Raw genomic sequence first — 25,174 nt, 5'->3', positions numbered from 1 at the left:
CGGGAATGTCGCGATGGAGACGAGAGATCTTGAATACGTGCTGGCCGTGGATGCGCACGGCGGCATCGGCCGCGCCGCGGAGTCGCTGGGCATCAGCCAGCCGGCCCTGACCAAGGCGGTGCAGCGTGTGGAAGCGCAGATCGGCCTGCCTTTGTTCGAGCGCACGGCCCATGGCATGACCCCGACGCAGGCGGGCATGCAATTCATGGTGCGCGCGCGCCGCATCCGGCTGGAGTTCGACGACGCGCTCAAGGAGATGCAAGGCATCCGCACCGGAGAGCAGGGCATGCTGCGCCTGGGCTATTCGCCTTCGATCCCCAATGCCCTGGTGCTGGACGCCTGCCGTCAACTGTTGCGGGAGCGGCCCGTTGCGCGGCTGCGGCTGCGCCGGCTGCTGGCGCGGGACCTCATGGAACTGCTGCTTGCGGGCGAGCTGGACCTTGCCATTGCCCCCACACCGAGGGAGCGCGCGAGCGAGTTCGCGGTGGAAGAACTGTTCGACGACCGGCTGGTGGTGGTGGCCGATGAAGCGCACCCGCTGCAGCGCCGCCGCAGGCTGACCCTTGCGGATCTGGCCGGCCAGGACTGGCTGCTGCCCGGGCCCCATATCATCTTGCGCCAGCAGGTCGACGCGGCGTTCCGCAAGCAGGGGCTGGCCGCCCCGAACTTGCGCATCGAGACCGATTTTGGCAGCTCCTCGCTCTTCGACCTGATGCGCGGCACGCAGATGCTGAGCATATCGGGCACGAATTCCAATGCGGTGACGACCGGGCTGCGCCCGCTCGACCTGGGGCTTGAAGAACTGGACCTGCGCCGGCGCGTGGGCGTGATCACCCGGGCCGGCGCCTATCTCTCGCCGCTCGCGCAGCGCATGACGGCGCTGGTGCGCGAGCAGGGCGCCTGACCTGCCTGGCAATGCGCTTGCGCACGCCACGTAGATCCCATAGGCCGGCTTGCCGGCCTATGTTGCGTACAGAGTACAAATCTTTGGGAAATTTCTTACGGCCGTTGAGCTGGCATCCTTCTTCGTGATACAAAAACAAACCATTCTCATTCGTATTCGTATTCGTATTCGTATTCGTATCCGTATTAACGGTTGGATTGACGCTTCGCACCACGCTGCAGCCCAGGTTCACGCCAGACCCAACCTTCCCAAGGACGTTTCCGCCGATGTCTAATCACCGCCGCTTGCCGCTGCGCGCCGCCGCATGCCAGGCAATGCCCCGCCTTTCGCCCATTGCCAGCGCTGTATTTGGCCTGACCGTCGCGTTCGCCACGCTGCCGGCCGCCAGCCTGGCGCAGACCGCCACGCCGGCAGCCACGCAAGCCGATGCCACCTTGCCCGTGGCCACCGTCATGGCCGAGCGGCTGACCGAGCCGGCCAAGGTGGAGAGCATTGGTGGTGGGGCGCTGGGTGAGCGCAAGCCTGTCGACACGCCGTTCTCGGTGGTGGCGGCAAGCAGCGAGGAGATCCAGGACCGCATGGCGCAGACCGCCAGCGACGTGTTCAAGTACGATCCCGCGGTGTCCATCCTGGGCGAGAACGGCCGTACCGAAAACTCCTATTTCGCCGTGCGCGGCATGGCCATCGACCTGCTCAACGGCACCAAGGTGGACGGCCAGAACTTTGTCTCCTGGAACACCGACCTGCCGCTGGAACCGTTCGAGCAGGTAGAACTGCTCAAGGGCCTGTCGGGCTTCATGTACGGCTTTGGCAGCCCCGGCGGCATCATCAACTATGTGGTCAAGCGCCCCACCGACGAGCCGTTGCGCCAGTTCAGCGTGGGCTACCAGGCCAACAACGTGTGGAGCGAGAAGATCGACCTGGGCGGGCGCTTCGGGCCGGACCAGCGCTTTGGCTATCGCCTCAACGCGGCCTTTGAGGAAGGCCRCACGGCCGATCCGGGCGTGCGGCTGCGTCGCGACGTGGTGTCGCTGGCCGCGGATTTCCGCATTACGCCGGACCTGACATGGAACGCCGACGTGATGTACTGGAAGCGCAAGACCAACGGCACCCTGTTTGGCCTGGGGTTCGATGCCAGCCTGCCGATCGCCGATGCCAGCAGGGTCTCGCGCCGCTTCGTCCAGCCCTACAGCTTCCACGAGACCGAGACCACCACGGTGGGCACCGGCGTGGACTACCGCATCAACGACAAGTGGAAGACCAGCTTCAAGTACCGCTTCGCGCGCGAGAGCCGCTTCAGCGGGGACAGCTACATCTTTGTCAACGACGCCGCCGGCAACTTCTCCGACACCCAGTACAACTGGAAGTCGGCGTTTTACTACCAGGCCTATGACGGCATGGTGCAGGGCAGGTTTTCCACCGGCAGCATCCAGCACGACGTGGTGTTCGGCATGGGCTACCAGTCCCAGGTGCGCGTAAACGATGCAGGCGTTGGCGCCACCGACGGCATCTTCCTGGGCGAGAACAATCTCTACAATCCGACGCTGCTGACCAACCAGGCTTCCGGCCTGGTGTATGTACCGTTCCGTGATTACAAGATTACGCAGAAATCGGTCTACGCCAGCGATACCATCCAGTTCACCCAGCGCTTCTCGGTCTTGGCCGGCCTGCGCTACACCGATTTCAGCCAGGACAATTTCAACAGTTCGGCCAATGTCACCGCGAGCTACAGCGCCAAGCCGGTCTCTCCCACCGTGGCCCTGATGGTCAAGACCGACAATGACTCCACCGCTTACGTCAGCTATGTGGAGTCGCTTGAGCAAGGCGGCTCGGCCAGCAACACCAACGCCAACTTTCCAAAGGTCTACGGCCCGCTCAAGAGCAAGCAGTATGAGCTCGGCTACAAGACCGAGCGGCGCGACTGGGGTGCCAGCGTAGCGCTGTTCCGCGTCGACCGCGGCTACGAGTACACCAATACGGCCAACGTCTTCGTGCAGGACGGCACTCAGCGCTACACCGGGCTGGATACCAGCGGCTGGGTGCGCGTGGCGCGCGATTGGCGGGTGATGGGCGGCGTGCTGTGGCTCGACACCAAGGCCACCGGCATCGACGATCCCGCGGTCAACGGCAAGCGCATCTTTGCCACCCCCAGCTACATCGTCAGCGGCCGCGTGGAGTACGATGCGCCCTTCCTGCGCGGCCTGACGCTGGCTGCCGGCGCCAAGGTTACCGGCGCCATGTGGGTGAATGCGGCCAATACCCAGTACGTGCCGTCATACACCACCGCTGACCTCAGCGCCAGGTACACCACGCGCTACGCTGGCAAGACGGTGACGTTGCGGGCCGCGGTCAACAATGTGTTCGATCGCCGCTACTGGACTACCACGTACGGCGGCTTTGTGTTGCCGAGCGCGGCGCGCACGTTCCTGGCGAATGCCACCGTGCAGTTTTAAGAGCCCGTTTGGAAATTGCCGAAGCAAGTATCGCGCGCTGCGCGTAGGGTATCGATATACTCACTTTGCGTATCACCAATGGAAGTCTCAGTTTGAGCAAAAATGGATAATATCCGTCCTTACAAAATCATTGATAGCGACGCCTGTCTGCGTCTTTTCGACGGTAACACGCCGCGATTCTAGTTCTACCTCCGGTTTGGCTTTGTCCCCGTGGACGTGACGCCGGATGGCTACGGACCGGGCATTGACCGATGGGACATGGTTCTTCTGTTGAAGGTGTAAAGCGTATGATTCGGCTGGCAGAGTAGATTTTCGACGCAAAAATTGGTTTTTACATTCGGGAATTTTCGCGAAGAAAAATATAGCCATCGGTTTTTATTCAGCAAAGAATGATTTGCTCCCATACCAGTTGGCATGAAGGCCGGCGGCAAAGGCGGACATTCCGGAATTCAGAGATTCAGGGGCGTGGGCGTTTTTCTTCAGAGCTGGTACCGCAGGCCGGCCACGATCTGACGGCCCAGGCCCGGGGTGACCGCAAGGTTTCCCCATGATGCCGGGTAGTAATTCTTGTTGAACAGGTTGTGCACGTCCAGCGAGATCCGGGTGTGACGATCAATCTGCCAGTATGTCACCAGCTTGACGGTGGCGTAGGCAGGCAGCGAATAGGTGTCGGTGGCATTGCCGGAGCGCGAGCCCACGTAGACCAGGCCGCTGCCTACACCGTAGCGCCCGCCTAGCGGCATTGCGTCCTCTCTGATCGCCAGCAGGCTCGCGCTTACCTTGGGGATGTTGGTCAGGCGCGTGCCCACGGCAATTGAGTTGTCCTCCGTCACTTTGGCGTTGATGAGGGCGAAACTGCCACTAACGCGCCAGTGCGTGTCGAGTTGGCCGAACGCATCGAGCTCCAGTCCGCGGCTTTGTACCTCGCCTGCAGCCACGCTGAAGTTGGCATTGGTGGGGCTGCGGGTCAGCACGTTTTGCTTGACGATATCGAACACAGCCAGCGTCGCACCCAGCCGCTGGTCGGCAGACTGCCACTTTGCGCCGGCCTCCAGCGCCCGGCCGTGCTGCGGGTCGAAGGCATTCCCCGCCTCGTCCACGCCGCTGTTGGGACGGAAGGACTTACCCAGCGACAGGTAGAGCGAGGTCTGCGCGCCCGGCAGCCAAGTCAGGCCCACGCGTGGCGACACCGCGCTCTGACTTTGGCTGGTGGATTTCGCCGTGATCAGGTTGTCCACCGTCTGGTGATAGTTGTCCAGCCGCACGCCGGCAAGCAGCTTCCATTGTTCGGAGAGATCGATCTGGTCCTGCAGGTACACACCGAGGTTGCGCTGATTCTCCCGGGTGCTGATGCTCAGCGCCACCGGCGGCTGCGCCTGGCCGTACACCGGCTGGTAGATGTCGATAGCATACGGGTTGGATGCAACGCTGGAGTAGGCGATATCCATGCCCATGTAGAGGCGCGATGCCTCCACTCCCGCCAGCACAGTGTGCCCCAGACCACCGGTCTGGAACTTGCCTTCCACTTCGGCCTGTGCCGAGGTGTCCCGCGACGGCAGGCTGCGCCAGCTGTTGCGGCGGGTCAGGGTGCGACCATCGGCTAGCAGGCTGCCGAACTCTGCGGCTTCGCCGTAGAAGCCGGATTCCTTGTAGCTCATGCCGATGCGCGTGCGCCAGCCAGGCGCCAGTTCACGGTCCAGTGTGAGTTGATGGGTGTCGCTGGACAGATGCAGGTTGGGGTCCCCTGGTTCACCCAAGACGCGGTCGCGAGGCAGGTCGATGCGGCCGTTGACGTTGATCAGGCCCCGGTCCAGCGGCGTGCGCGCGCGCATGAACTCGCCCTCGTACTGCAGTAGCGTCTTGTTGTCGATTACCCACGCGAAGGCAGGGGCTACCAGGTACTTGCTGTTGTCGAGCAGCGAGCTGCGGCTGGCCCCGTCTTCCGCCATGACATTGAGCCGGTAGGCCACGTTCTCCGTGATTGGGCCGGTGCTGTCCAGCGCCGCGCGCCGGAAACCGAGCGAGCCGATACTCAGGTCTGCGGTATTGGCCCTGGTGAACTGCGGCTTCTTGGTCACGATGTTGATGGTGCCGCCGGGTTCGCTGTTGCCATAGAGCGCTGCGGCCGGGCCTTTCAGGAACTCGAACCGATCCACCGTAGCAGTGTCTCGCATCGGGTTATAGCCGCGGGCACCGGGGAAGCCATTGACCAGAAAACCCATGTCGGTGCTGCTGAAGCCGCGGATCGCGTAGTTGTCCCAGGTACCACCAAAATCGTTCAGGCGGGCAATACCGCTGACGTAGTCCACGGTTTCGGACAGGCGCGTTGCACCCAGGTCGTCGATCAGTTGCGAAGTCACGACGCGAACCGACTGCGGTACCTCATGTAGCGGCGTTTCTGTTCGGGTGGCACCGCTGGCGACGGATGGCATGTACCCACCAGTGCTGGCGCTGACGCGCACTTCAGGCAGTTCGGTCGGTGCGGCCGCGTCCTGCGATGCCGCGTGGACGGCCTGGGCGACGGGGAGCAGCGCGAGGCCGGCATGCCAGGCGAAGCGGCGAACGGAAAATGGGAAAACAACCATGACGGCAATCAAAAGAACTTCGACCGTCTAATGTACCTAATTAAATACGATTGATTCGTATTTCGTATGTTTTGAAAGGGATTGCTTTTGAGCGACCAAACTTGTGGTAACGGCTGTGCCGGCGCGGCTGCAGAGGCAAGATGCGCTGGGCGCCGGAGGGGAATGACGCTAACTGGTGCCACGGCGCACAGGGCGAGCAAGGCGACGACTGTCGCCCATGCAGCGTGCCGCGCAAGTTGCGAGCACTGGCCGGCCCGGCGCCATCAGGGAGGAAAGCATGATTGAGCACCTGCTGTTGCCGCCCCCTTGTCGCCGGCACAGAACCGGGCGACCGCCGCGCCGATCGACTCGGCCATCATCTGCCTGTGTGCCGGATCTCCAAGCCGGGCTTCCTCGGCGCGGTTGACGATCACCCCGGCTTCGAACAGCACCGCCGGCATCTTCGTGGTGGCCAGGACCTTGAGTGCATCGAACCTGTAGATGCCCAGGTCCGGGTCGACCAGTTCCCTGTTCTCGCCTTCGATCTGTTCGGCATGGTGCAGGGTAGGGCGAAGGCAGCGCTTGTGCAGCTCGGACCCCAGCACACGCGCGAACCGCAGGCTTTCATCTGGCTGCTGGTTATGGCCGGAGTAAAAAATCGAGTGGCCGCTGAAGTCGTCGCTGTAGCGCTGCGGGCTGGCCTCATGGGTCCATGCGGAAAGATAGCGCGGCTGGACCGAGTCGTGATGGAGCGACAGGAACAGATCCGCCCCGCGGCGATTCGCCAGCTCGGAGCGGTCTGTCAGCGAGATATCCGCGCCGCGCTCGTTGGTCAGGAATACCTTGGCGAACCCCATGCCCGCCAGCACGGGCACCAGCGTTGCGGCGAGGCGCGAGTTGAACTCGAACTCGGGCACGCCGCGCGCGCTTGTTGCGCCCGGATGGCTGGCGGTATGCCCCGCGTCAATGGCGATCGCGAAACGGCTCCTGTCGCACTGTTGAGATGCCGGGCTCGCCGGGAGCGACAAAGCCAGCGCCAGGCCGGCGAACACCAGCCGGGCCAATCGCACCGGAGTCAGAGACTGCATAGCTTGCATATGCGCTAAAACCTGCGCTAAATCGATAGGCCCACGATTCTATCGGGTTGCCATCGGCCTATGCCATCAACAGCAATGCCGTGCCGCACCCGGTCAACGCCACCGTCCACACCCGGTCCAGGTTGATCCAGCCGGTGCGCAGGAAGCCCACGCCGATGCGGTCGTACACCAGCAGCGCCACGGTGCCGATGGCAAGCAGCATGGCCAGCGTGTGCAGCCCGAGCGCCAGCAGCGCTGGCATGAGCGGCCCGCCTGCTGCCGGTGCGCCGGCGGCGCGGCACAACGGCAGCAGCGCCGGCACCAGCATCAGCCCCGCGCCGTGCGTGCCCGCCATCAGGAACGACCATAGCGCCAGCCCGGCCATGCCGGCCTGCATGCCTACGCGGGGGCGCTGGCGATGGCCGCGCAGCGCATGCCAGGCAGCCCAGCCGATCAGCACCGCGCCGCCGGCGCGCGCCAGCCATTGGGGATCTAGCAGGCTGCCAAGCGTGAGCGTGGCGGCCAGCACCAGGGCCACCGCGATGGCGTGGCCGAGCGCGATCGGCAGCAGCGCCAGCAGCACCACCTTGCGCCGCCCGCGATGCAGCCCCAGCGCCACGGCAAACAGCCAGCCCATGGCGGGATTGACACCGTGGAACAGGCCCAGCGCGGCAATGGCCAGCCACGGCCACCAGAGCGGCCACAGGGCGGACCACTGCGTGGCGAACTGCGTGCCCAGCGGCACGCCTGTGGTGGCGAACATGGCGGGGGCGCTATGGCGTTGGTTTTGGCGTTAGTTATGACGTTGGTTATGACGCCATGCGGCTACGGGAAGCAATACGAATCCGACGAGCAATCACCGCCTTCCAGCCTGACCTGGTGCGGGCGATGGCCGGCCGGCCAGCGCAGGAAGAACCGCGGGTCGAAGTGGATGCCGCCTTCGGGCGCGGCGTCGAGCTTGACCATCCAGCCCTCGATGCCCTCCGGGTAGAACTGCGCATCGACCGCGCCGTAAAGCGAGTTGGTGAAGTAGATGCGCCGCCCGTCGCGGCTGACCTCCACCATCTGCGGGCCGCCGTTGAGCGCGGCGCCCCCTGCCCCCGGATGCGTGGCGTGCGAGACGATGCCGCCTATGCGCACGCGGCCGGTCTGCCTCGGCGCGAACGGGTCGGAGACGTCGTACTGCAGCAGGTCGCCAGTGCCCCAGCAGGATACGTAGAGGAAGCGGTCGTCCATCGACAGGTCGATATCGCTGACCAGCGGCGGCACCGCCTTGAAGCCCTTGAGGATGGGCGGCAGAAGGTCGGGGTCCGCCGCCTCCGCAGGGATGTCGATGATCTTGCGGATCGCCCATTTGCCTTCGTCCCGATACCAGACCCAGATGGACGAGGACAGGTCCTTCAGGCTGATCACGCAGTTGACGAAGCCGTACGCCTTGGTGGGGTCGTGCGCGGGGCGCAGTTCGAACACGAGCTGGTATTGCTCGCCGAAGTCGATCTCCTGCAGGTGCTTGCGCTTGGTCATGTCCCAGAAATGCAGCCGCCTGCCGTAGCGCGAGCCGAGCAGGATCTCCGGCACCAGGCCGTCCTCGATCATGTCCGGCGTGCCCCATTCGCTGGTCACCAGCGTGTCGAAGCCAAGGTGCCACCAGCCGTCATAGGCAAAATGCTGCGGGCCGCGCTCCACTTCCCATTGCCCGAGCGGATCGAAGCCCTGCTGGTCCAGCAGCATGATGCCGCCCGGCCCCTTGCCCTCGCCGTTGCCCAGCGCGGTCACGTAGATGCCACCGGGGCCGCAATGCACGGTATGCGGGCGCGAGTAACCGGTGCGCTCGGCCAGTTCGCCCGGCTCGATGATCCTGGCGATGGCAGGCCGCAACGGATCGGGCTTGGTGTCGATGATGTAGATGCGCGACGAGCGCAGGCCCGGCACCACCAGGTAGCGCCGCTCCATATGCGGGTGCGGGGCGTTCGGGCACAGGCAGGACGAGCAGGCGTTCCAGCCGAAGTGATGCAGTTCGTCGCCCGCGTTGGGCACCATGACCTGGCCGACGATGGTGCCGTAGGCCTTGGAGGCGGGATCGACGTCGACTACGGCAATGCCGTCAGGCTGGGTACGCGTGGGATCGAACATCGCCACATAGGCGAGTGCTTCGGCAGGCGCCTTAGCCGCCAGGCGCGGGGAGGGGTAAAAGCTCGGGTCGGGCTTCCAGGTTGCCATGGTGCATCTCCTTGCGCCACCACTGGCTTTGAACTATAGGACACATCGCGGCGGACGTCGGGCGCCGGTTCCTGGCTCAGGCTGGCTCAGGCACGCTCCCATGGTTGCATCCTGGCGCTACGCCTGCCTCCTGGCCAGGGATGCGGCGGGGCCGGACCGGTAGCTATACGCCAGCGCCAGCAGGATGAGGATCGGCACGGCGAGGCACCAGTACAACGCCTGCACATAGGCATACGCGCCTGACACGGCGCCGGCCGCGAATGCAGCGATGGCGGGGACCATCTTGCGCAGCCGGTTCTTTGCTGCGGCCACCTTGTCGGCCGAGGCGCTGCGCAGCTCGACCAGGTCGATGATGACCTGCGTGCTGTTGCCCGTCATGATGGTGGTCGGCACATGGTCGGTCAGCACGATCCGGGATTGCGCGTTCTGGACCGCCATGGCGGCCACCCCCAGCATTCCGGTGGCAATGGCCGATGGCATGTCGGGCGAGGCCATGGGCGAGGCCACGCAGCCCGCCAGCATGAAGGCGGCAAGCAACACGCCTTGCGTGACCAGCAGCGGCGGCAGCGGCGGCCTGCCGCGCGCCTGCATGGCATCGACGGCGATCTTCGTCGCCGCCACCGCTAGCGCGAACACCGGCAGTGCCAGCAGCTTGGCCAGCACGCCACCGGTCGCGTGCGCGAGCGCCACGCCGAGCATGACAAAGTTGCCGGTGACGTGCGCGGTGAACAGGCCGAACAGGGCGATAAAGCCGACGACATCGACGTAGCCCGCTACCAGGCTGAGCATGGCGCCCTTGAACACCTGGCTGGCGATTGCCTCAGGTTGCGTGGGCGGCGAGGACTGTGGTGTGGTCTGCATGGCGGAGTTCAGGTTTGTGAAGAGGAGGGCGCTCGCCCGTACTACAGCATAGGACGTGCGGGCCGGTCCAATTGCAAATGTCCTTGATTTTTCCAGAACCCGGTCCATAATGCAAACGTTTGCAAAGAACGGAAACCAGAGATGAATATGGAGACGACACTTGCCCCGAGGCTCGGCCGCGGCCTGTCCGTGGTGGACGACGAACACACGCTCAGCCAACTGGTCAAGCAGGCGATGCGCGATACCACTGACCCGCGCCTGCGGGAGGTCGTCGACGCGCTGGTCGATCATCTGCACGCGTTCCTGAGGGAGGTGCGGCCCAGCGACGAGGAGTTCGAGTTCGGGCTGCGCTTTGTCGCGGCGCTGGGTCATGCGACCAACGCAACCAACAACGAGGTGGTGCTGGCGGCCGATGTGCTTGGGCTGTCGACGCTGGTGACGCTGATGAACAACGGCATCACCGATGGCCGCACGCCGGGCGCCCTGCTGGGCCCGTTCTACCGCGGCGGCGCGCCGATTTACGCGTGCGGGGATTGCGTGGTGCAAGGCGAGACGCCGGGGCTGCCATTGTTTGTGAGCGGGCAAGTGCGCAACACCGCCGGCGAGCCCCTGGCCGGCGCGCTGGTGGAAGCGTGGCAGGCTTCGCCGGTTGGCCTCTATGACAACCAAGACCCCTCGCAACCGGACAAGAACCTGCGCGGCGCCTTTCGGGCCGATGCGCAAGGCCGCTTCCATTTCCGCACGGTGCGCCCGGCGGGCTATCCCGTGCCGACGGGCGGCCCCGTCGGCCAGCTGCTGGCCGAACAGAACCGCCATCCGTACCGCCCCGCGCACATTCATTTCATTGCCGCGGCACCGGGCTATCGCACGCTTGTCACGCAGGTGTTTGCCGACGATTCCGAGCATCTGGAATCGGACGTGACCTTTGGCGTGCACCGCGAACTGGTGGGCCATTTCCGGCGTGTGGACGAAGGCACTAGCCCATGGGGCGGTTTCGCGGCGCCGTTCTACACGCTGGATTTCAACTTTGTGCTGGAGCCGGGCGAGCAGACCTTCCCGACGCCGCCGATCGACTGATAACCGACCACGGAAGAACTGACGATGACCATTCAACAACAAGCTTCGACACCGCAACTTGCCGGCAAGGTTGCCGTGATCCTTGGCGGCACCGGGGGCATCGGCATGGCGACGGCGCGCAAGCTCGCCACCCTGGGCGCCAGCGTGGTGCTGGTCAGCCGCAACGCGCAGACTTCCGCGCGAGCGGTGGCCGAACTGCCGCCGGGCAACCATCTTGCGGCGGTGGCGCAGATCAGCGATACCGCATCGCTCGTGCGCCTGGCCGATGACGTGCAGCGCAAGTACGGCCGCATCGACATGCTGGTCAACAGCGCGGGCTTCACCAAGGCAATTGCGCATGCTGACCTCGACGCGCTGGACGATGCGCTGATCGATGAGATGTTCGCGGTGAACTGGCGCGGCCAGTTCGCCGCGATCCGCGCCATGGCGCCGCACCTGAAGGCAACGGGCGAGGGGCTGGTGGTCAATGTGGGGTCCATCGCGGGGCGCACCGGCATGGGCAGCAACGTGGCGTACTGCGCGGTCAAGGCAGGGCTCGACATGATGGCCATCTCGCTAGGCCGCGCGCTGGCGCCGGAGATCCGCGTGCTCAACGTTTCGCCCGGCGTGGTCGACACCGATTTCGTGCCCGGGCGCGACAGCGCCTTCAACGACCGAGCTGCCCGGACTACGCCGCTCAAGCGCATCGGCAAGCCGGATGACGTCGCCGATGCCATCGTGGCCTGTGCCACTTCGCTGCGCTTTTCCACCGGCACCACCATCGTGGTCGACGGCGGGCGCCAGCTCGGCTGATCCCGCCCCTGGCGCATGGTTCAAGACAGCAACACACCAAGACACCAACACGGCAAGACACCAAGACACCAAGACACCAAGACACCAAGACACCAAGACACCAACACGTTCACCATGCATAGCAGAAAGACCATCATTACCTGCGCCGTCACCGGCAATATCGTTACCCCAGAGCAACATCCCGGCCTGCCGGTGACGCCGGCGCAGATCGCCACGGCGGCGCTGGAGGCGGCCGAGGCGGGCGCGGCCGCAGCCCATATCCATGTGCGCGACCCCGAGACCGGGCGTCCTTCGATGGCGCTCGAGTACTACGCCGAGGTGATCGAGCTGATCCGCAAGCGCAACAAGGCGCTCATCATCAACCTGACCACCGGCCCGGGCGGGCGCTTCGTGCCGGGCGAGGACGAACCCCGCAACGCGGCCCCGGGCACCACCCTGGTCCGTCCGGAAGTGCGCGTCGCGCATATCGCCGCGCTGCGCCCCGATGTGTGTTCGCTGGACCTCAATACCATGAATTCCGGCGCGGACGTGGTCATCAACACGCCCCGGAACGTACGCAAGATGGCGGCCATCATCCGCGAGGCGGGCGTCATGCCGGAGCTTGAAATCTTCGACTCCGGCGATCTCCACATGGCGCGCGACTTCATCCAGGAAGGCGTGCTGGACGGCCCCGGCCTGTGGACCTTCGTGCTCGGCGTGAAATACGGTTTCGCGGCTACGCCGGAAACCTTGTTCTACGCGCGCAATATGCTGCCGCCGGGCGCGCACTGGTCCGCTTTTGGCGTTGGCCGGGCGGAGTTCCCGATCGTGGCGCAGGCATGGCTGGCGGGCGGGCATGTCCGGGTTGGCCTGGAGGACAACATCTACCTGGAGAAGGGCGTGCTCGCCCCGGACAACGCAGCGCTGGTCGCCAAGGCGCGCGACATCATCAAATCGCTGGGCGGCGCGCTGGCGTCGCCGCACGAGGCCCGGGCCACGCTCGGCCTGCGGGCGGCATGAACGAACAGACCAACGCATACACAAGCGCAAGCACGAACGCAAGCACGAACACATACACAAACATCATCATGAACACTATCCGCGTCTCCCAGAAGGCAGCGAACATCGACGCGCTGCAACTCGAGTTCGTCGGCATTCCCAAGCCAGTGCCCGGCTCCGGCCAATGCGTCATCGAAGTCGCCAGTGCGGGCGTCAACCCGAGCGATGTCAAGGCCACGCTGGGATTGATGCCGCACGCCGTATGGCCGCGTGTGCCAGGCCGCGACTACGCCGGCGTGGTGGTGGACGGCCCCGCGCACCTGCTGGGCAAGGAAGTGTGGGGCAGCGGCGGCGAGCTTGGCATTCGCCGCGATGGCACGCACAGCCGTTACCTGACGCTCGACGTTGCCGCGGTGCGCGAGAAGCCCGCCAATGTGACTTTGCAAGAAGCCGGCGCGGTTGGCGTGCCGTTTGTCACCGCCTATGAGGGCCTGCGCCGCGCCGGGCTGCCGAAGGCGGGCAGCGTGGTGCTGGTGTGCGGCGGCAGCGGCAAGGTTGGCCAGGCCACCATCCAGATTGCGACCGCGCTGGGCGCGCGCGTCTTCGCCGTGGCGCGCGAGGCCGGGCCGTTTCGCGGCCACGCCAGCAGCACCGTGCGCATGCTGGACGCCAGCCGCGACAACATCGCCGAAGTGGTGCGCAACGAGACCGGCGGGCACGGCGCGGATATCGTCTACAACACGGTCGGCAGCCCGTACTTCGAGCAAGCCAACAAGGCCATGGCGATCGGTGCCGCGCAGATCTTCATCTCGACCATCGACCGCGCCGTGCCGTTCGACATCTTCGCCTTCTACCGCGGCCAGCATACGTATGTGGGCATCGACACGCTGGCCATGGACAGCATCGCTTGCGCGGCGGTCTTCGATCAGCTCGGCCCCATGTTTGCCGCCGGGCAGCTCAGGCCCTTCCCGGTGCACGCGGACTACACCTTCGCGCTGGCGCGCGCCGCCGAGGCTTACCGCGCAGTGCTGCAAGGCGCCCCGGAACGCGTGGTGCTGATGCCATGAACACGACCCGGTTCGCCGCCGCGCCGGCCTATTTCCCGCCCCGCCACGAGGGCATGCGCTGCCTGCGCCTGCAAGGGTTTGAGGCCGGGCCGTCAGCGTCGCTCTGGCTCGGTGTCTCGGTGATCCTGCCGGGCGGCCACACCGGGCTGGATGCGTCGCCCATGGAAAAGCACTATGTGGTGCTGGAGGGGGAGGTCACCATCAGTACCGGGGCGCAGGTCGTGCATCTGTCGCAGTACGACTCGGTCTGCCTGGCGCCGGGTGAAGCCCGCAAGGTGGAGAATCCAGGCAACCGTCCCGCCATGCTGCTGCTGGCCATGCCGTACCCGCCTTGAATCTTCAATTAGATTGCAAACGTTTGCATATGCTTCAACTTGACCAGACGGACGCGCGGCGCCGCGCCGCGAATCCGCAAAGGGGAAGAGAGACATGGGAAATGCCTGGAGGCAGAGGAAGCACCGGTTGCGTGGGTGCCAGGAGACAACGATGGGCAGCGCGGCGAGCCCCGTGTCCCGGCCCCGATGGCGGGGCCTGACGGCTGGCGCCGGGGCGCTCGCCGTGGTGGCGGTGTGCGGGCCGGCTCATGCRCAATCCACGATGACGGTCTATGGGCGGCTCAATACCAGCATCGAGTACTCGCGAGCCAGCACCGCCACCGACGGCGCAGTGCTGGGCGGCACCGGACGGCTGACCAACAACCGGTCGGTCTTCGGCTTGCGGGGCGAGGAGGGTCTTGGCGGTTCGCTCAAGGCAATCTGGCAAATCGAGAGCAACCTGTCGATCGATAACGGGTCCGGGCAGATTGCGGGACGAAACTCGCGCATCGGATTGAGTGGTGATTACGGTACTTTTTTCATGGGGCACTGGACCACGCCCTACACCGAAGCCACCATGGAATACGACCCCTATTACCCGACCACCGCCGGGTATATGGCGCTGATCAGCAATGGCTCGGCATCGAGCACCAACAACATCCAGGACACGCACTCCTTCGATCGCCGCGAGCAGAACATCGTGCAATACCGCAGCCCCGAATGGAAAGGCCTGCGCGCGGGCGTGGGCTGGGGCGTGCCCGAGGAAAAGCTCACCACGCCGCGCAACCCGGCGCTGTACTCGTTCGCCACCAGCTATGAGCGCGGGCCGCTCGGCATGGCGCTGGCCTACGAGGTTCACCAGCACTACCAGACGGCGGGCCGCAACGACGATGCCATCAAGGTGGGCGTGTCCTACCAGTTTGCCAGCGCCAAGGTCGCCGCCCTGTATGAGCGGCTGCACTACCGCACCGCCACGGGCGACCTGACGCGCAACGGCTACTACGCCTCGGTGGTGCAAAAGCTCGGGCCCGGCAGCATCAGGCTGGGTTTCGCGCTGGCCAGCAACGGCGCCGGCAATGCCACCGAGACGGTGGGGTTCTTTCGCAGCGGCGCGCACACCGGCGCCACCCAGATCACGGTCGGTTATGACTACCCGCTGTCAAAGCGCACCGCACTCTTTACCTACTACAGCCGCATCAACAACCAGAAGAACGCCATCTACGATTTCGCCATCAACAGCCTCGGCGTTTCGGCAGGCGCCGATCCGCAGACCTTTGCGCTAGGCATGCGCCACAACTTCTAACCCTCGAACCTGACCATCGCGCCGCCCAGCCCGGCCGGACCACGATCCGGCCGGACCCGAGGCGGTGGAGGAGACAACCGTGATTCGAAACATCCTGCTATGCGCCACCCTCGCGGTGAGCGCCGGGGGCGCGCTCGCCCAGCCGCCCCAGTATCCCGCCAAGCCGATCCGCCTGGTGGTGCCATTCTCATCCGGGAGCGCGACCGACATCCTAGCCCGCATCGTCAGCAACAAGCTGGGCGAATCCGGGCGCTACCAGATGATCGTGGAGAACCGGCCCGGTGCGGGCGGCACGCTCGGCGCGGGGCTGGTCGCCAAGGCCGCGCCGGATGGCTACACCCTGATCCTGGTATCGGTCGGGCATGCCATCAATGCCACGCTCTATCCCAAGCTGTCGTACGACACCGTCAAGGACTTCGCGCCGGTGACGCTGGTGGCGACGGTGCCTAACGTGCTGGTGGTGAGCAGCGCCAGCAAGCTGGATTCGGTCAAGGATGTGGTGGCAGCGGCCAAGGCAAAGCCTGGCACGATGAACTTCGACTCCGCCGGGTCCGGCAGCTCGACCCACCTGAGCGGGGAGTTGTTCAAGATGGAAGCCGGCGTGGATATCGCGCACATTCCCTACAAGGGCACGGGCGAGGCGCTGACCGATGTCATGGCGGGCCGTGTCGACCTGATGTTTGCGCCCACTGTCTCCGCCATGCCGTTCGTGCGCCAGGGCAAGCTCAAGGCGCTGGCGGTCACCACGCCGAAGCGGGCTACCGCCTTGCCGGATATCCCGACGGTGGCGGAATCGGGCTTGCCGGGCTATGCCTTCGAGTCATGGTTCGGCGTGCTGGCGCCCGCGGGCACGCCCAAGGAGATCGTGGCCGCGCTCAATGGCGAGATCGCCAGTGCGCTGGCCACGCCAGCGGTGCGCGAGCGGCTGTCGGTGCAAGGCGCCGAAGCGCGGACGTCCACGCCGCAAGAGTTCGAGCGCTACATCAAGGCGGAGATCGCCAAGCTGGCGCCGGTGGTGCGGCAGTCCGGCGTGCAGGCCGGGCAGTAGGAGGCGCGAGAGGGCGGTTGGCAGGCAAGCCGGCGCGGCGCGTGCGTCTTCGCTTAAAATGGCTTGTTCTCACTCACCGCACACCAGCCTCCCTGCCCGCATGGACCAGCGCAAGCGCATTACCCTGAAGGACCTGGCGGCGAAGGCGGATGTCCATTACTCCACCGTTTCCCGGGTGATGAATACCGCCACGCGGCACCTGGTCGCCGATGAGGTGGCCGAGCGTATCCTGCGCATGGCGGACGAGCTCGGCTTCCGGCCCAACCGCATCGCCGCCGGGCTGCGCACCAAGCGCTCCGGGCTCGTCGGCGTGGTGCTGCCGGATATCTCCAACCCCGTGTTCCCGCCGATCCTGGCCGGGCTCGAGGGCGTGCTGGCCGCGCAGGGCTATGTGCCCATCGTGGTCAATGTGGGCGCCGACAAGACGCGCCAGCGCTTTGTCATCGACCAGATGATGGGCCGCCAGGTCGACGGCCTGATCCTGGCGACCGCCGAGCGCGAGGATGCCGTGCTGGACTACTGCGTCAAGCAGAACATCCCCGTGGTGATGGTCAATCGCGGGGAAGATCTCGGCCGGGTGCCCTGCGTGGTCAGCGACAACCTGCTCGGGATGCGGCTCGCCGTCGATCATCTGGTGGCGCTCGGGCATCGCCGCATTGGCCATATCGCCGGGCCGGACTCGCTGTCCACTGGCCACCAGCGCAAGCAGGGTTTTATCGATGCGGTGCGGCGCAACAAGCTGCGCAAAGGCGAATGGATGATCGTGGAAGCGGCAAGCTACGGCCGCGAAGCGGGGCGCGAAGCCTGCCGCGCGCTGCTGGCGCAGTTTCCCGCGTTGACCGCGATCGCCGCGGGCAACGACCTGGTGGCGCTGGGATGCTATGACTACCTGCGCGAGGCCGGGATCGCATGCCCCGCGCGCGTCTCGGTGATCGGGCACAACGATATGCCCTTTGTCGATGCGCTCACCCCTCCGCTCACCACCATCCGGATTGCCGTTCACGAGATGGGCGTGCAGGCGGCGACGCTGCTGCTGGCGCGCATCGAGAACGCGAAGGCCGAGGCTGCCAGCGTGGTGCTCCGCCCGGAGCTGATCGTACGCGGCTCGACGGCGCCGCCGGCGCACTAGGCGGCTCGCGCAGGCGAGCAACCCGCATTTTCCGGGAATCGCAACGGTGGTCAACTACACATCCTTGTAGTGGGCATGGGCCATCGGCTTCAAAGTCATGCGCTGTAAGGGCTGCAGGCCATTTCCGCGTTGTGCGGACCCGATGCGGCAGCGTTTTCGGCCTTGACCTTTCGGTGCTTTCATCCACAATGCAAACGATTGCAAAATCGACGCGAAGCGGCTGGAATTAGCCGGAATCGTGAGGCTGGCGAGGTGCCTTTGCATGGGCTCACGGCCCGGCTACACCCAGGGATGGGCTGTGCACACCCCTGGACAATGGCCGGCCCCATGCGGATAGGGAAGAATCGCGCTGTCCGCCAGGCAGGTTGGCGCATCTCGCGTTGCCGTTTATCCCGGAGTTTGAGAATAGAGGATTCAATGATCGTCGCATGCCTTTTCCCCAGGTGCCGGGCATAGGACGCGGCATGGCGATATCCGGCAGCTATCCCAGTCCCGGCGGCGCCTGGCTCGTCGACGACGGCGTGGTGCTGGTCGTGGACGATGACGCAGCCTTGCGCGATGGCATTGCCAGCCTGTTCCGCTCGATGGACATCCAGGTCAGGACCTTTGCCTCCGCAGCCGAGTTCCTGAGCGTTCCGATGCCCGATGTGCCGTGCTGCCTGGTGCTGGATGTCCGCCTCAGGGGGGCCAGCGGGCTGGAGCTGCAGGCCATGCTGGCCGAGGTGGGCTGCCCGGTGCCGGTGGTGTTCATCTCCGGCCACGCGGACGTTGCCATGTCGGTCATGGCGATGCGGGCCGGCGCAACGCATTTCCTGACCAAGCCGTTCCGCGACCAGGACCTGCTCGATGCGGTGACGGAAGCCATCGGCAGGGACGTGCAGCGGCGCGCTTGCGAACGGCGCGGGCGCGAACTGAGGGCGGCGTTCGAGACGCTGACATCGCGCGAGCGCGAAGTCATGACGCTGGCGGCGGCGGGCCTGATGAACAAGCAGATTGCCGACGACGTGGGCCTGAGCACGGTCACGGTCAAGATCCACCGCGCGCAGGCCATGAAGAAGATGGGCGCGCGCACCTTTGCCGACCTGGTGGTGATGGCGCACGTGCTTGGCCTGAACAACGCGGCGGCGCAGGCGTGATCACGATGCGCAGACCCTATTCCTCACGTCATTCGCTGCGCAAAGGCAGCTTGGGCAATGCCCGCGCGAGGCGGCGCGGCCTGCATGAAAGCGAGGTCTCCCTGGCCGAGGGCCAGCGCATCAGCAAGACCGGCAGCTGGCAATGGTGGCCGGCGCGGCGCGAGATGCGCTGGTCGGCGGAGATGTACCGGCTCTTCGGGCTCGACCCCGCGCCTGGCGCACCGGGCATGCACACCTTGGTGGCGATGATCCATGCCGGCGAGCGTGCCCGCGTGCTCGCCGGCATGGCCCGCGCGTGCAAGGAGGGCACGCCGTTCCAGCAGGAGTTCCGCATTCTGTGCCACAACGGCGAAGAAAAACACCTCATCTGTGTGGGACAGCCGCGCCGGGGCAGCGAGCACAGCCTGGGCTTTGTCGGCACCGTGGTCGATATCACGGAGCGCCGCCGCGCCGAGGAAGTACTGCGTGTGGCGCAGGCGGAGCTGGCGCACGTGTCGCGCATCGCCGTGCTGGGCGAACTGACGGCATCCATCGCGCACGAAGTCAGCCAGCCGCTGGCGGGCATCATCACGCATGGGGAAGCCTGCCTGCGCTGGCTGGACCGGGCGCAACCCAACCTGGAGGAGGCGCGCAGCGCGGTGCAGCGCATGATCAGCGAGGGCCGGCGCGCCAGCGCCGTCATCGGCCGCACGCGCTCGCTGGCGGCCAAGAGCGTGCCGCAGCGCGCGCCCGTGGACCTGGGCGCCGCCCTGGCGGAATCCCTGGCGCTGCTGATGCCGGAAATGGGCAACCAGGGCGTGGCGGTGTCCGCCCATGTGGTGCCCGGCTTGCCGGCGGTGCTGGGCGATCGCATCCAGCTGCAGCAGGTGCTGATCAACCTCCTGCTCAATGCCATGCAGGCCTGCGCGGCGGTGCCAGCCGGCCTGCGTTCGATCCTGGTGCGGTGCGAACGGCTCGGCGCGGCGCCGCCGCGGCTGCTCTGCACGGTGCAGGACACGGGCCCGGGCATCGCGCCGGCGAACATTCCCAACCTGTTCGACGCATTCTTTACCACCCGGCCCGAGGGCCTGGGCATGGGCTTGTCGATTTGCCGCTCGGTGGTGGAGTCGCACGGCGGGCGCATCTGGGTCGACGAGCAGCCGGGTCCGGGCGCCACATTCCGCTTTACGCTCCCCGTGCGGGAAACGCGCTTATGATTGGTGTCTGACAGATGCCATCCCGCAGCAGGAGCGGCGGTTTTCACACATGCGTTCTCCCGATATTTCGCTTGGCGCCGCGATTCCCGCGGATGCGCCCCCCGCCCTGGCCGTGCTGCTTGGCGACATCAACCGTGCCCAGGATATCGAGGGGCTGGCGGACGCCGTCTGCACCGCCGCCAGGCTGCTCGGGTTCAATCATTTCTATTTGCGCTACAAGGGGCTGCCGGGCTCTGGCGCGGCGCATGCCGGTTCGCTGACCAGCCTGCCTGGCGGCACGAGCCTGCCGCTGCAAGCCCACGGCGAGGCCCTGGCGGCGCTGGTGGTCAAGGCGCGCGACTCCCTGGGGCCGGTGGTGTGCAGCAGCGCGGAACCCCTGGTGCGGGCCCCTGATGACGCGGCGCTGGCACGGGCCGAGCTGGACCGCCGGCTGACCGCGGCCATTGCCTTTTCCGCCAGCATGCCAAGCCACGAGATGGGCACGCTGGCGCTGCTGTCGCTCGATGGCAGCGCGGGCGACGACGAGGCCGCTGTCTGTCGCGCGCGCCTGTTCGGCCCGGCCATCACGCAAGCCGTGCTCGATCGTTTCTGCGTGATCGCGCGCGGGCGCGCCGAGCCGGCGGTGTCGCTGACGGCGCGGGAGCTGGAGGTGCTGCGTTGGGTGGCGCTGGGCAAGACTTCCTGGGAGGCCGGGCAGATCCTCGGCATCTCCGAGCATGGTATTTCCCACCACATGCGCAACGTGATGCGCAAGCTTGATGTGGGAAACCGCTTGCAGGCAGTGCGCACGGCGATTGCCCTGGGGCTGCTGCCAGGCGAATAGCGCGGCCAGGTTCGCCTGCGCGATCCTCCACGATCCTGTGTCACCCAGCCCGGCGTTATTCGCCCACCGGCGCCATGGCCACCTGCCAGCGCGGCGGGCTGCCGATGCTGGCGCTCAGGTGCTCGCAGAACGCCCGCACCTTGGCGCTGGCGCGCGGCAGCGCACGCAGCAGGTAGATGCCGGTTTCCGGTTGCGGGGCCAGCCCATCCATCTCCAGCTCGATCAGGCGGCCATCGCCGATATCGCCGCCGATCGACCAGTCCGGCATCAGGGCAATGCCCAGCCCTTGCAGCACCGATAGCCGCCGCGCGTCGCAGTCGTCGCACTCGAAGGCGAACATGGCCTGCTGCGTGGCGTCGCTGTCCAGCAGCTCCCGCCAGCCGCGCATGCTGGTGCTGTGGCGGCGGTCGATCAGCCGGTGGCTGCCCAGCTCGCTGGCGTGCCGCGGCTTGCCGTGGCGTGCCAGGTAGGCCGGCGAGGCGCAGATCACGTAGCGCTGGCTGGCCACGCGCTGGGCGATCAGGCTGCTGTCCGCCTGCTGGCCCACACGGATCACCAGGTCGATGCGCTCCACCACGGGATTGACGATGCGCTCGGTCAGGTCCAGTTCGATGGCCAGGCGCGGGTACTTGTCATAGAGGGCGGCCAGGTGCGGCACCACGTGGCGCCGGCCAAAGGCGGGCAGGCAGCTTACGCGCAAGAGGCCGCTCACGCCCTGCTCCAGCGAGGTGACCTCGCTGCGCGCGTCGGTCATGTCGTGCAGAATCTTGACCGCGCGCTCGAACAGCAGGTTGCCGGCATCGGTGCGGACCAGCGCGCGGGTGGAGCGGGTAAACAGCGCCACCTGCAGCTCGTTTTCCAGGGCGTCGATCTGGCGGGCCACCGATGAGGCCACCATGCCCTTGCGGCGGGCCACGGCGGAGAAGCTGCGCGCCTGGGCCACCTCGACAAAGATCGAAAGATTCTCCGCAAATTTTGCCGATTCCATTTGTGCGTCCTGTGCAAAGGCATTTCGCGGCCAGGCCAGATTGCCCTGGCCGATGCGACAGGTTAGCATCGAATCCATGCCTTTCGCTCGGGCTATCTTCGCAATTTTGGCAAAAGAACGCCATCGTGCACCTGTCTCGGCGTGCACGCCGGGCGAGGCGCGATCACCGCAACAGGAAGACAAAATGACAACAAGACTGGAGACAAGCCGTTCCGATCAACCCCGCGCCGCACGCGGCCAGGCGCTGCTGTGGCGCCTGGCGGCCACAGCAGCGCTGGCGCTCGGTCTTGCTGGCGGTGCCAAGGCGCAAACCTACCCGGCCAAGCCGGTCACGCTGATCATCCCGTTTGCAGCCGGCGGCACGGTCGACAAGGTGGGCCGCATGGTCCAGGAGGACTTCCGCGGCCGCCTTGGCCAGACGGTGGTCATCGAGAACCGCGCCGGCGCGGGCGGCACCATCGGCACCGGCGCCATCGCCCGCAGCGCGCCGGACGGCTACACGGTGGGGATGATCTTCGACTCCTTCGCCACTGAATCGTCGATGTACCCCAAGCTGCCGTACGCGCCGGAGCGTGACCTCACCGGCGTGTCATACATGGTGCGCTCGCCCATGGTGCTGGTGGTGCCGGCCAGCTCGCGGTTCCAGACGCTGCAGGATTACGTGGCCGCCGCGAAGAAGCCGGCCACCGTTTCCTATGCGTCGGTGGGTGCCGGCAGCTCCAACCAGCTCGCGGCCGAGCTGTTCCACGAGACCGCGGGCACCAGCGGCATCCACACCCCTTACAAGGGCGGTGGCCCGGCCATCTCGGATCTGCTTGGCGGCCACGTCGATTCGATGATCGCCAGCCTGCCGCTGGTGCTGCCGCATATCCAGGGCGGCAAGCTGCGCGCGCTGGCGGTGACCTCGCCCAAGCGCGACGCGCACCTGCCTGCGGTGCCGGCGATTGCCGAGACCTACAAAGGCTTCGAAGTCTATTCGTGGGTGGGCATGATCGCACCGGCCAAGACGCCGGAGGCCATCCTGAACCGGCTGGCGGCGGACATGAGCGCCACCCTGCGCGACCCCAAGGTGGCGCAGCGCCTGGCCGACGGTGGCTTCGAGGTGGTGGCGGGCGGCCGGCAGGAGATGAATGCGCTGGTCAAGAGCGAGTCCCAGCGCTGGTCCCGCGTGATCAAGAGCCGCAATATCGTGGCCGACTGAGCATCGCATCATGAAATCCTTCATCTACCAAAGTCATCCGCAGCGCGTGGTGTTTGGCGCCGGCGCGCTGRCCCGGCTCGGGGCCGAGATCGACGCGCTAGGCGCGCGCCGCGTCCTGGTGCTGTGCACGCCAGGCCAGCGCGGCCAGGCCGAGCATGTGGCGGACCTGCTGGGCGAGCGTGCCGCGGGCGTCTTCGACGGTGCCGTGATGCACGTGCCGATCGAATCCGCGCGCGCTGCCCGCGAGCAGGCAGCGCGCCTGGGCGCGGATTGCGCGATGGCGATCGGCGGCGGCTCCACCATCGGGCTGGGCAAGGCCATCGCGCTGGAGTCGGGCCTGCCGGTCGTGGCGGTGCCAACCACCTACTCGGGTTCCGAGATGACGCCGATTTTCGGCCTGACCGAAGGCGGCATCAAGCGCACCGGCCGCGACGCGCGCGTGCTGCCGCGCACCGTGGTGTACGACCCCGAGCTCACACTCGGCCTGCCGCTGATGCTGAGCGTGACCAGCGGCATCAACGCCATCGCGCACGCTGCCGAAGGGCTCTACGCGAGCGACGCCAATCCCGTCACCAGCCTCATGGCGCGCGAAGGCATCGCCGCGCTGGGCCGCGCGCTTCCCGCCCTGCGCCAGGCGCACGCCAGCGGCAGCGCACCGGCCATGCTGGCCGCGCGCAGCGATGCGCTGTATGGCGCGTGGCTGTGCGGCAGCGTGCTGGCCAACGTTGGCATGTCGCTGCATCACAAGCTGTGCCATACGCTGGGCGGCAGCTTCAACCTGCCGCACGCCGAGGTGCACACCATCGTGCTGCCGCATGCGCTGGCCTATAACGCGAGCGCCGCGCCGGAGGCGATCGCCACGGTGGCATCGGCGCTTGGCGCGGCGAGCGCTCCACAAGCGCTGTTCGATCTGGCCCGCGACAATGGCGCACCGGTTGCGCTGCGCGATATCGGCATGCAGGGCGGCGACCTGGATCGTGCTTGCGAGCTCGCCTTGCTGAACCAGTACCCGAATCCGCGCCCGCTGGAGAGGGCAGCGATCCGACAGTTGCTGCAGGATGCGTTTGAAGGGGCGCGGCCTGCGGCATGAGGGCCGCAATCAGTGCGCCAGCGCCGCCACCCGCTCACCCACGTATTGGCCAATCGCCAGCGATGCTGTCAGCCCGGGCGACTCGATGCCAAACAGGTTGATCAGGCGGGGAATCCCGTGCTCGCTCGCGTCTTGCACGATGAAATCGGTTGCACTGTTGTGCATCGACGAGCCCGGGCCGGCCAGGCGTGGGCGGATGCCGGTGTAGCCGGGCTGCAGGTCGCCGTCGCGCCAGTCCAGGTCGGGGCCGAACTTGCACTGCCCGCCCAGGTCCAGCGTAACGTGCGCGCGCAGCGCGCCTTCGCGGCCGGTGGGATAGACCAGGCGGCGAAAGGGCGAGGGGCGGGAGAGTGCCCAGCTGCACGTACTTGTGCAACTCGGGAATGTCGGCTTCTTGCACCGCCACGATCAGCTTGCCGATGCGCTCATGGCCGATGCCGCGCTCGGCGCAGTACGCGTATAGCGCTTGTTTGCCGGCTACGCAGAGCTAGCCCTTTAGCGAGCCCGGGGCGTACGAGATGCCTGCGTGGATGACTTCGGAGTTGCGGGCGCTGGTGTGGGTGCCGAAGGCGTTTTCGGCTTCGAGGAGGATGACTTCGCGGCCGGTGGCGGAGAGGGTGCGGGCGATGGCGAGGCCGGTTACGCCGGCGCCGATGACGGCGCAGTCAACGCTTTCCATTTTTGGGGGGATCCGGTTGATGGGGGATTGGGGTTGTTGGTTGTCACTGCAACTGCTTAACTTCAAGGTCAAAGGCAACTGCAGTTTCACCACCCCTGCGGGGCGGCGACCTACTTTCTTGTCTTGCCAAAAAAGTAGGCAAAAAAGGCGCGCCGGATGGGGCGACTACCCCCTCGGGCTTCGGCGAAAAGAGCGGCCGGGACCCAAACTCGCATCGCCTTAAGGCGATACTCAGACATGGGTCCCTCTTTTCCGCTCTTTTCGCCTTTTCGCCG

General features: G+C 66.2%; 21 protein-coding genes and 1 pseudogene. 15 read left to right on the top strand and 7 right to left on the bottom strand.

From position 1 onward, the window contains the following. Positions 1 to 13 precede the first annotated feature (13 nt). Entirely contained in the window at positions 14 to 904 is an 891-nt protein-coding gene (locus AB4061_RS34755) for a LysR family transcriptional regulator (protein WP_441640690.1), read from the top strand. Between the two features lie 266 nt (positions 905 to 1,170). Next, positions 1,171 to 3,357, top strand: coding sequence for a TonB-dependent siderophore receptor (locus AB4061_RS34750; protein ID WP_441640689.1), 2,187 nt, complete (start codon positions 1,171 to 1,173; stop codon positions 3,355 to 3,357). Positions 3,358 to 3,836: 479 nt separating this feature from the next. Here AB4061_RS34750 and AB4061_RS34745 read toward each other — a convergent pair whose 3' ends face one another. The 5 genes from AB4061_RS34745 to AB4061_RS34725 all read right to left on the bottom strand — a co-directional run bounded on the left by AB4061_RS34745 (position 3,837) and on the right by AB4061_RS34725 (position 10,078). Next, the gene (locus AB4061_RS34745; RefSeq protein WP_441640688.1) at positions 3,837 to 5,942 is read right to left on the bottom strand and encodes a TonB-dependent siderophore receptor; all 2,106 of its coding nucleotides are present in this window, start codon (positions 5,940 to 5,942) and stop codon (positions 3,837 to 3,839) included. A 263-nt stretch (positions 5,943 to 6,205) separates the two neighbouring features. Further along, complete coding sequence (locus tag AB4061_RS34740; protein WP_441640687.1) at positions 6,206 to 6,973, bottom strand: N-acetylmuramoyl-L-alanine amidase family protein; 768 nt, start codon at positions 6,971 to 6,973, stop codon at positions 6,206 to 6,208. Between the two features lie 103 nt (positions 6,974 to 7,076). Beyond that, positions 7,077 to 7,760, bottom strand: coding sequence for a hypothetical protein (locus AB4061_RS34735; RefSeq protein WP_441640686.1), 684 nt, complete (start codon positions 7,758 to 7,760; stop codon positions 7,077 to 7,079). 62 nt (positions 7,761 to 7,822) lie between these two features. Further along, positions 7,823 to 9,217, bottom strand: coding sequence for a selenium-binding protein SBP56-related protein (locus AB4061_RS34730; protein WP_441640685.1), 1,395 nt, complete (start codon positions 9,215 to 9,217; stop codon positions 7,823 to 7,825). A gap of 117 nt (positions 9,218 to 9,334) precedes the next feature. Beyond that, positions 9,335 to 10,078, bottom strand: a complete 744-nt coding sequence (locus tag AB4061_RS34725) for a YoaK family protein (protein ID WP_441640684.1) — start codon at positions 10,076 to 10,078, stop codon at positions 9,335 to 9,337. 147 nt (positions 10,079 to 10,225) lie between these two features. Here AB4061_RS34725 and AB4061_RS34720 point away from each other — a divergent pair, with 147 nt between their 5' ends. The 11 genes from AB4061_RS34720 (at position 10,226) to AB4061_RS34670 (ending at position 20,941) form a co-directional block, all read left to right on the top strand. After that, the gene (locus tag AB4061_RS34720) at positions 10,226 to 11,155 is read left to right on the top strand and encodes a dioxygenase family protein (RefSeq protein WP_441640711.1); all 930 of its coding nucleotides are present in this window, start codon (positions 10,226 to 10,228) and stop codon (positions 11,153 to 11,155) included. A gap of 24 nt (positions 11,156 to 11,179) precedes the next feature. Beyond that, entirely contained in the window at positions 11,180 to 11,947 is a 768-nt protein-coding gene (locus tag AB4061_RS34715) for an SDR family NAD(P)-dependent oxidoreductase (protein WP_441640683.1), read from the top strand. Positions 11,948 to 12,061: 114 nt separating this feature from the next. Beyond that, complete coding sequence (locus AB4061_RS34710; protein ID WP_183034932.1) at positions 12,062 to 12,946, top strand: 3-keto-5-aminohexanoate cleavage protein; 885 nt, start codon at positions 12,062 to 12,064, stop codon at positions 12,944 to 12,946. 68 nt (positions 12,947 to 13,014) lie between these two features. Then, on the top strand, positions 13,015 to 13,992 hold the full coding sequence (locus tag AB4061_RS34705; RefSeq protein ID WP_441640682.1) for a quinone oxidoreductase family protein: 978 nt from the start codon (positions 13,015 to 13,017) through the stop codon (positions 13,990 to 13,992). Continuing rightward, entirely contained in the window at positions 13,989 to 14,327 is a 339-nt protein-coding gene (locus AB4061_RS34700) for a cupin domain-containing protein (protein ID WP_441640681.1), read from the top strand. The genes AB4061_RS34705 and AB4061_RS34700 overlap by 4 nt, the downstream gene beginning before the upstream one ends. Positions 14,328 to 14,550: 223 nt before the next feature. Beyond that, positions 14,551 to 15,609 carry a porin gene (locus AB4061_RS34695; protein WP_441640710.1) on the top strand — a complete coding sequence of 353 codons (1,059 nt, stop codon included), beginning with the start codon at positions 14,551 to 14,553 and terminating at the stop codon, positions 15,607 to 15,609. A gap of 79 nt (positions 15,610 to 15,688) precedes the next feature. Next, a complete protein-coding gene (locus AB4061_RS34690; RefSeq protein ID WP_441640680.1) occupies positions 15,689 to 16,657 on the top strand; it encodes a tripartite tricarboxylate transporter substrate binding protein in 969 nt (322 codons plus the stop codon). Between the two features lie 100 nt (positions 16,658 to 16,757). Continuing rightward, positions 16,758 to 17,786, top strand: coding sequence for a LacI family DNA-binding transcriptional regulator (locus AB4061_RS34685; protein WP_441640679.1), 1,029 nt, complete (start codon positions 16,758 to 16,760; stop codon positions 17,784 to 17,786). Positions 17,787 to 18,250: 464 nt separating this feature from the next. Further along, a complete protein-coding gene (locus AB4061_RS34680) occupies positions 18,251 to 18,922 on the top strand; it encodes a response regulator transcription factor (protein WP_441640709.1) in 672 nt (223 codons plus the stop codon). Positions 18,923 to 18,927: 5 nt separating this feature from the next. Further along, positions 18,928 to 20,118 carry an ATP-binding protein gene (locus AB4061_RS34675; protein WP_441640678.1) on the top strand — a complete coding sequence of 397 codons (1,191 nt, stop codon included), beginning with the start codon at positions 18,928 to 18,930 and terminating at the stop codon, positions 20,116 to 20,118. Positions 20,119 to 20,167: 49 nt separating this feature from the next. Next, positions 20,168 to 20,941, top strand: coding sequence for a helix-turn-helix transcriptional regulator (locus AB4061_RS34670; protein WP_441640677.1), 774 nt, complete (start codon positions 20,168 to 20,170; stop codon positions 20,939 to 20,941). Between the two features lie 55 nt (positions 20,942 to 20,996). On the opposite strand, the gene AB4061_RS34665 is transcribed toward AB4061_RS34670, so the two are convergent. Further along, complete coding sequence (locus AB4061_RS34665; protein ID WP_441640676.1) at positions 20,997 to 21,929, bottom strand: LysR family transcriptional regulator; 933 nt, start codon at positions 21,927 to 21,929, stop codon at positions 20,997 to 20,999. Between the two features lie 184 nt (positions 21,930 to 22,113). Here AB4061_RS34665 and AB4061_RS34660 point away from each other — a divergent pair, with 184 nt between their 5' ends. Both AB4061_RS34660 and AB4061_RS34655 read left to right on the top strand, forming a co-directional pair. Beyond that, positions 22,114 to 23,130, top strand: a complete 1,017-nt coding sequence (locus tag AB4061_RS34660) for a tripartite tricarboxylate transporter substrate binding protein (protein WP_441640675.1) — start codon at positions 22,114 to 22,116, stop codon at positions 23,128 to 23,130. Positions 23,131 to 23,140: 10 nt separating this feature from the next. Further along, a complete protein-coding gene (locus tag AB4061_RS34655; protein WP_441640674.1) occupies positions 23,141 to 24,220 on the top strand; it encodes a maleylacetate reductase in 1,080 nt (359 codons plus the stop codon). Positions 24,221 to 24,229: 9 nt separating this feature from the next. Here the strand turns inward: AB4061_RS34655 and AB4061_RS34650 are convergent. Next, positions 24,230 to 24,899: pseudogene (locus tag AB4061_RS34650) on the bottom strand (NAD(P)/FAD-dependent oxidoreductase). Between the last annotated feature and the right edge of the window lie 275 nt (positions 24,900 to 25,174).

This window comes from Cupriavidus sp. YAF13 (assembly GCF_052113425.1).
GTDB lineage: Bacteria > Pseudomonadota > Gammaproteobacteria > Burkholderiales > Burkholderiaceae > Cupriavidus.
Note: the sequence above shows the minus strand (reverse complement) of the source record. Positions and strands in the feature narration are given on the sequence as shown.

Coding starts and splice junctions, on each gene's coding strand:
- AB4061_RS34755 (WP_441640690.1), top strand. CDS start 14: ATGGAGACGAGAGATCTTGAATACGTGCTGGCCGTGGATGCGCACGGC.
- AB4061_RS34745 (WP_441640688.1), bottom strand. CDS start 5,942: ATGGTTGTTTTCCCATTTTCCGTTCGCCGCTTCGCCTGGCATGCCGGC.
- AB4061_RS34735 (WP_441640686.1), bottom strand. CDS start 7,760: ATGTTCGCCACCACAGGCGTGCCGCTGGGCACGCAGTTCGCCACGCAG.
- AB4061_RS34730 (WP_441640685.1), bottom strand. CDS start 9,217: ATGGCAACCTGGAAGCCCGACCCGAGCTTTTACCCCTCCCCGCGCCTG.
- AB4061_RS34725 (WP_441640684.1), bottom strand. CDS start 10,078: ATGCAGACCACACCACAGTCCTCGCCGCCCACGCAACCTGAGGCAATC.
- AB4061_RS34720 (WP_441640711.1), top strand. CDS start 10,226: ATGGAGACGACACTTGCCCCGAGGCTCGGCCGCGGCCTGTCCGTGGTG.
- AB4061_RS34715 (WP_441640683.1), top strand. CDS start 11,180: ATGACCATTCAACAACAAGCTTCGACACCGCAACTTGCCGGCAAGGTT.
- AB4061_RS34710 (WP_183034932.1), top strand. CDS start 12,062: ATGCATAGCAGAAAGACCATCATTACCTGCGCCGTCACCGGCAATATC.
- AB4061_RS34705 (WP_441640682.1), top strand. CDS start 13,015: ATGAACACTATCCGCGTCTCCCAGAAGGCAGCGAACATCGACGCGCTG.
- AB4061_RS34700 (WP_441640681.1), top strand. CDS start 13,989: ATGAACACGACCCGGTTCGCCGCCGCGCCGGCCTATTTCCCGCCCCGC.
- AB4061_RS34685 (WP_441640679.1), top strand. CDS start 16,758: ATGGACCAGCGCAAGCGCATTACCCTGAAGGACCTGGCGGCGAAGGCG.
- AB4061_RS34680 (WP_441640709.1), top strand. CDS start 18,251: ATGGCGATATCCGGCAGCTATCCCAGTCCCGGCGGCGCCTGGCTCGTC.
- AB4061_RS34675 (WP_441640678.1), top strand. CDS start 18,928: ATGCGCAGACCCTATTCCTCACGTCATTCGCTGCGCAAAGGCAGCTTG.
- AB4061_RS34670 (WP_441640677.1), top strand. CDS start 20,168: ATGCGTTCTCCCGATATTTCGCTTGGCGCCGCGATTCCCGCGGATGCG.
- AB4061_RS34665 (WP_441640676.1), bottom strand. CDS start 21,929: ATGGAATCGGCAAAATTTGCGGAGAATCTTTCGATCTTTGTCGAGGTG.
- AB4061_RS34660 (WP_441640675.1), top strand. CDS start 22,114: ATGACAACAAGACTGGAGACAAGCCGTTCCGATCAACCCCGCGCCGCA.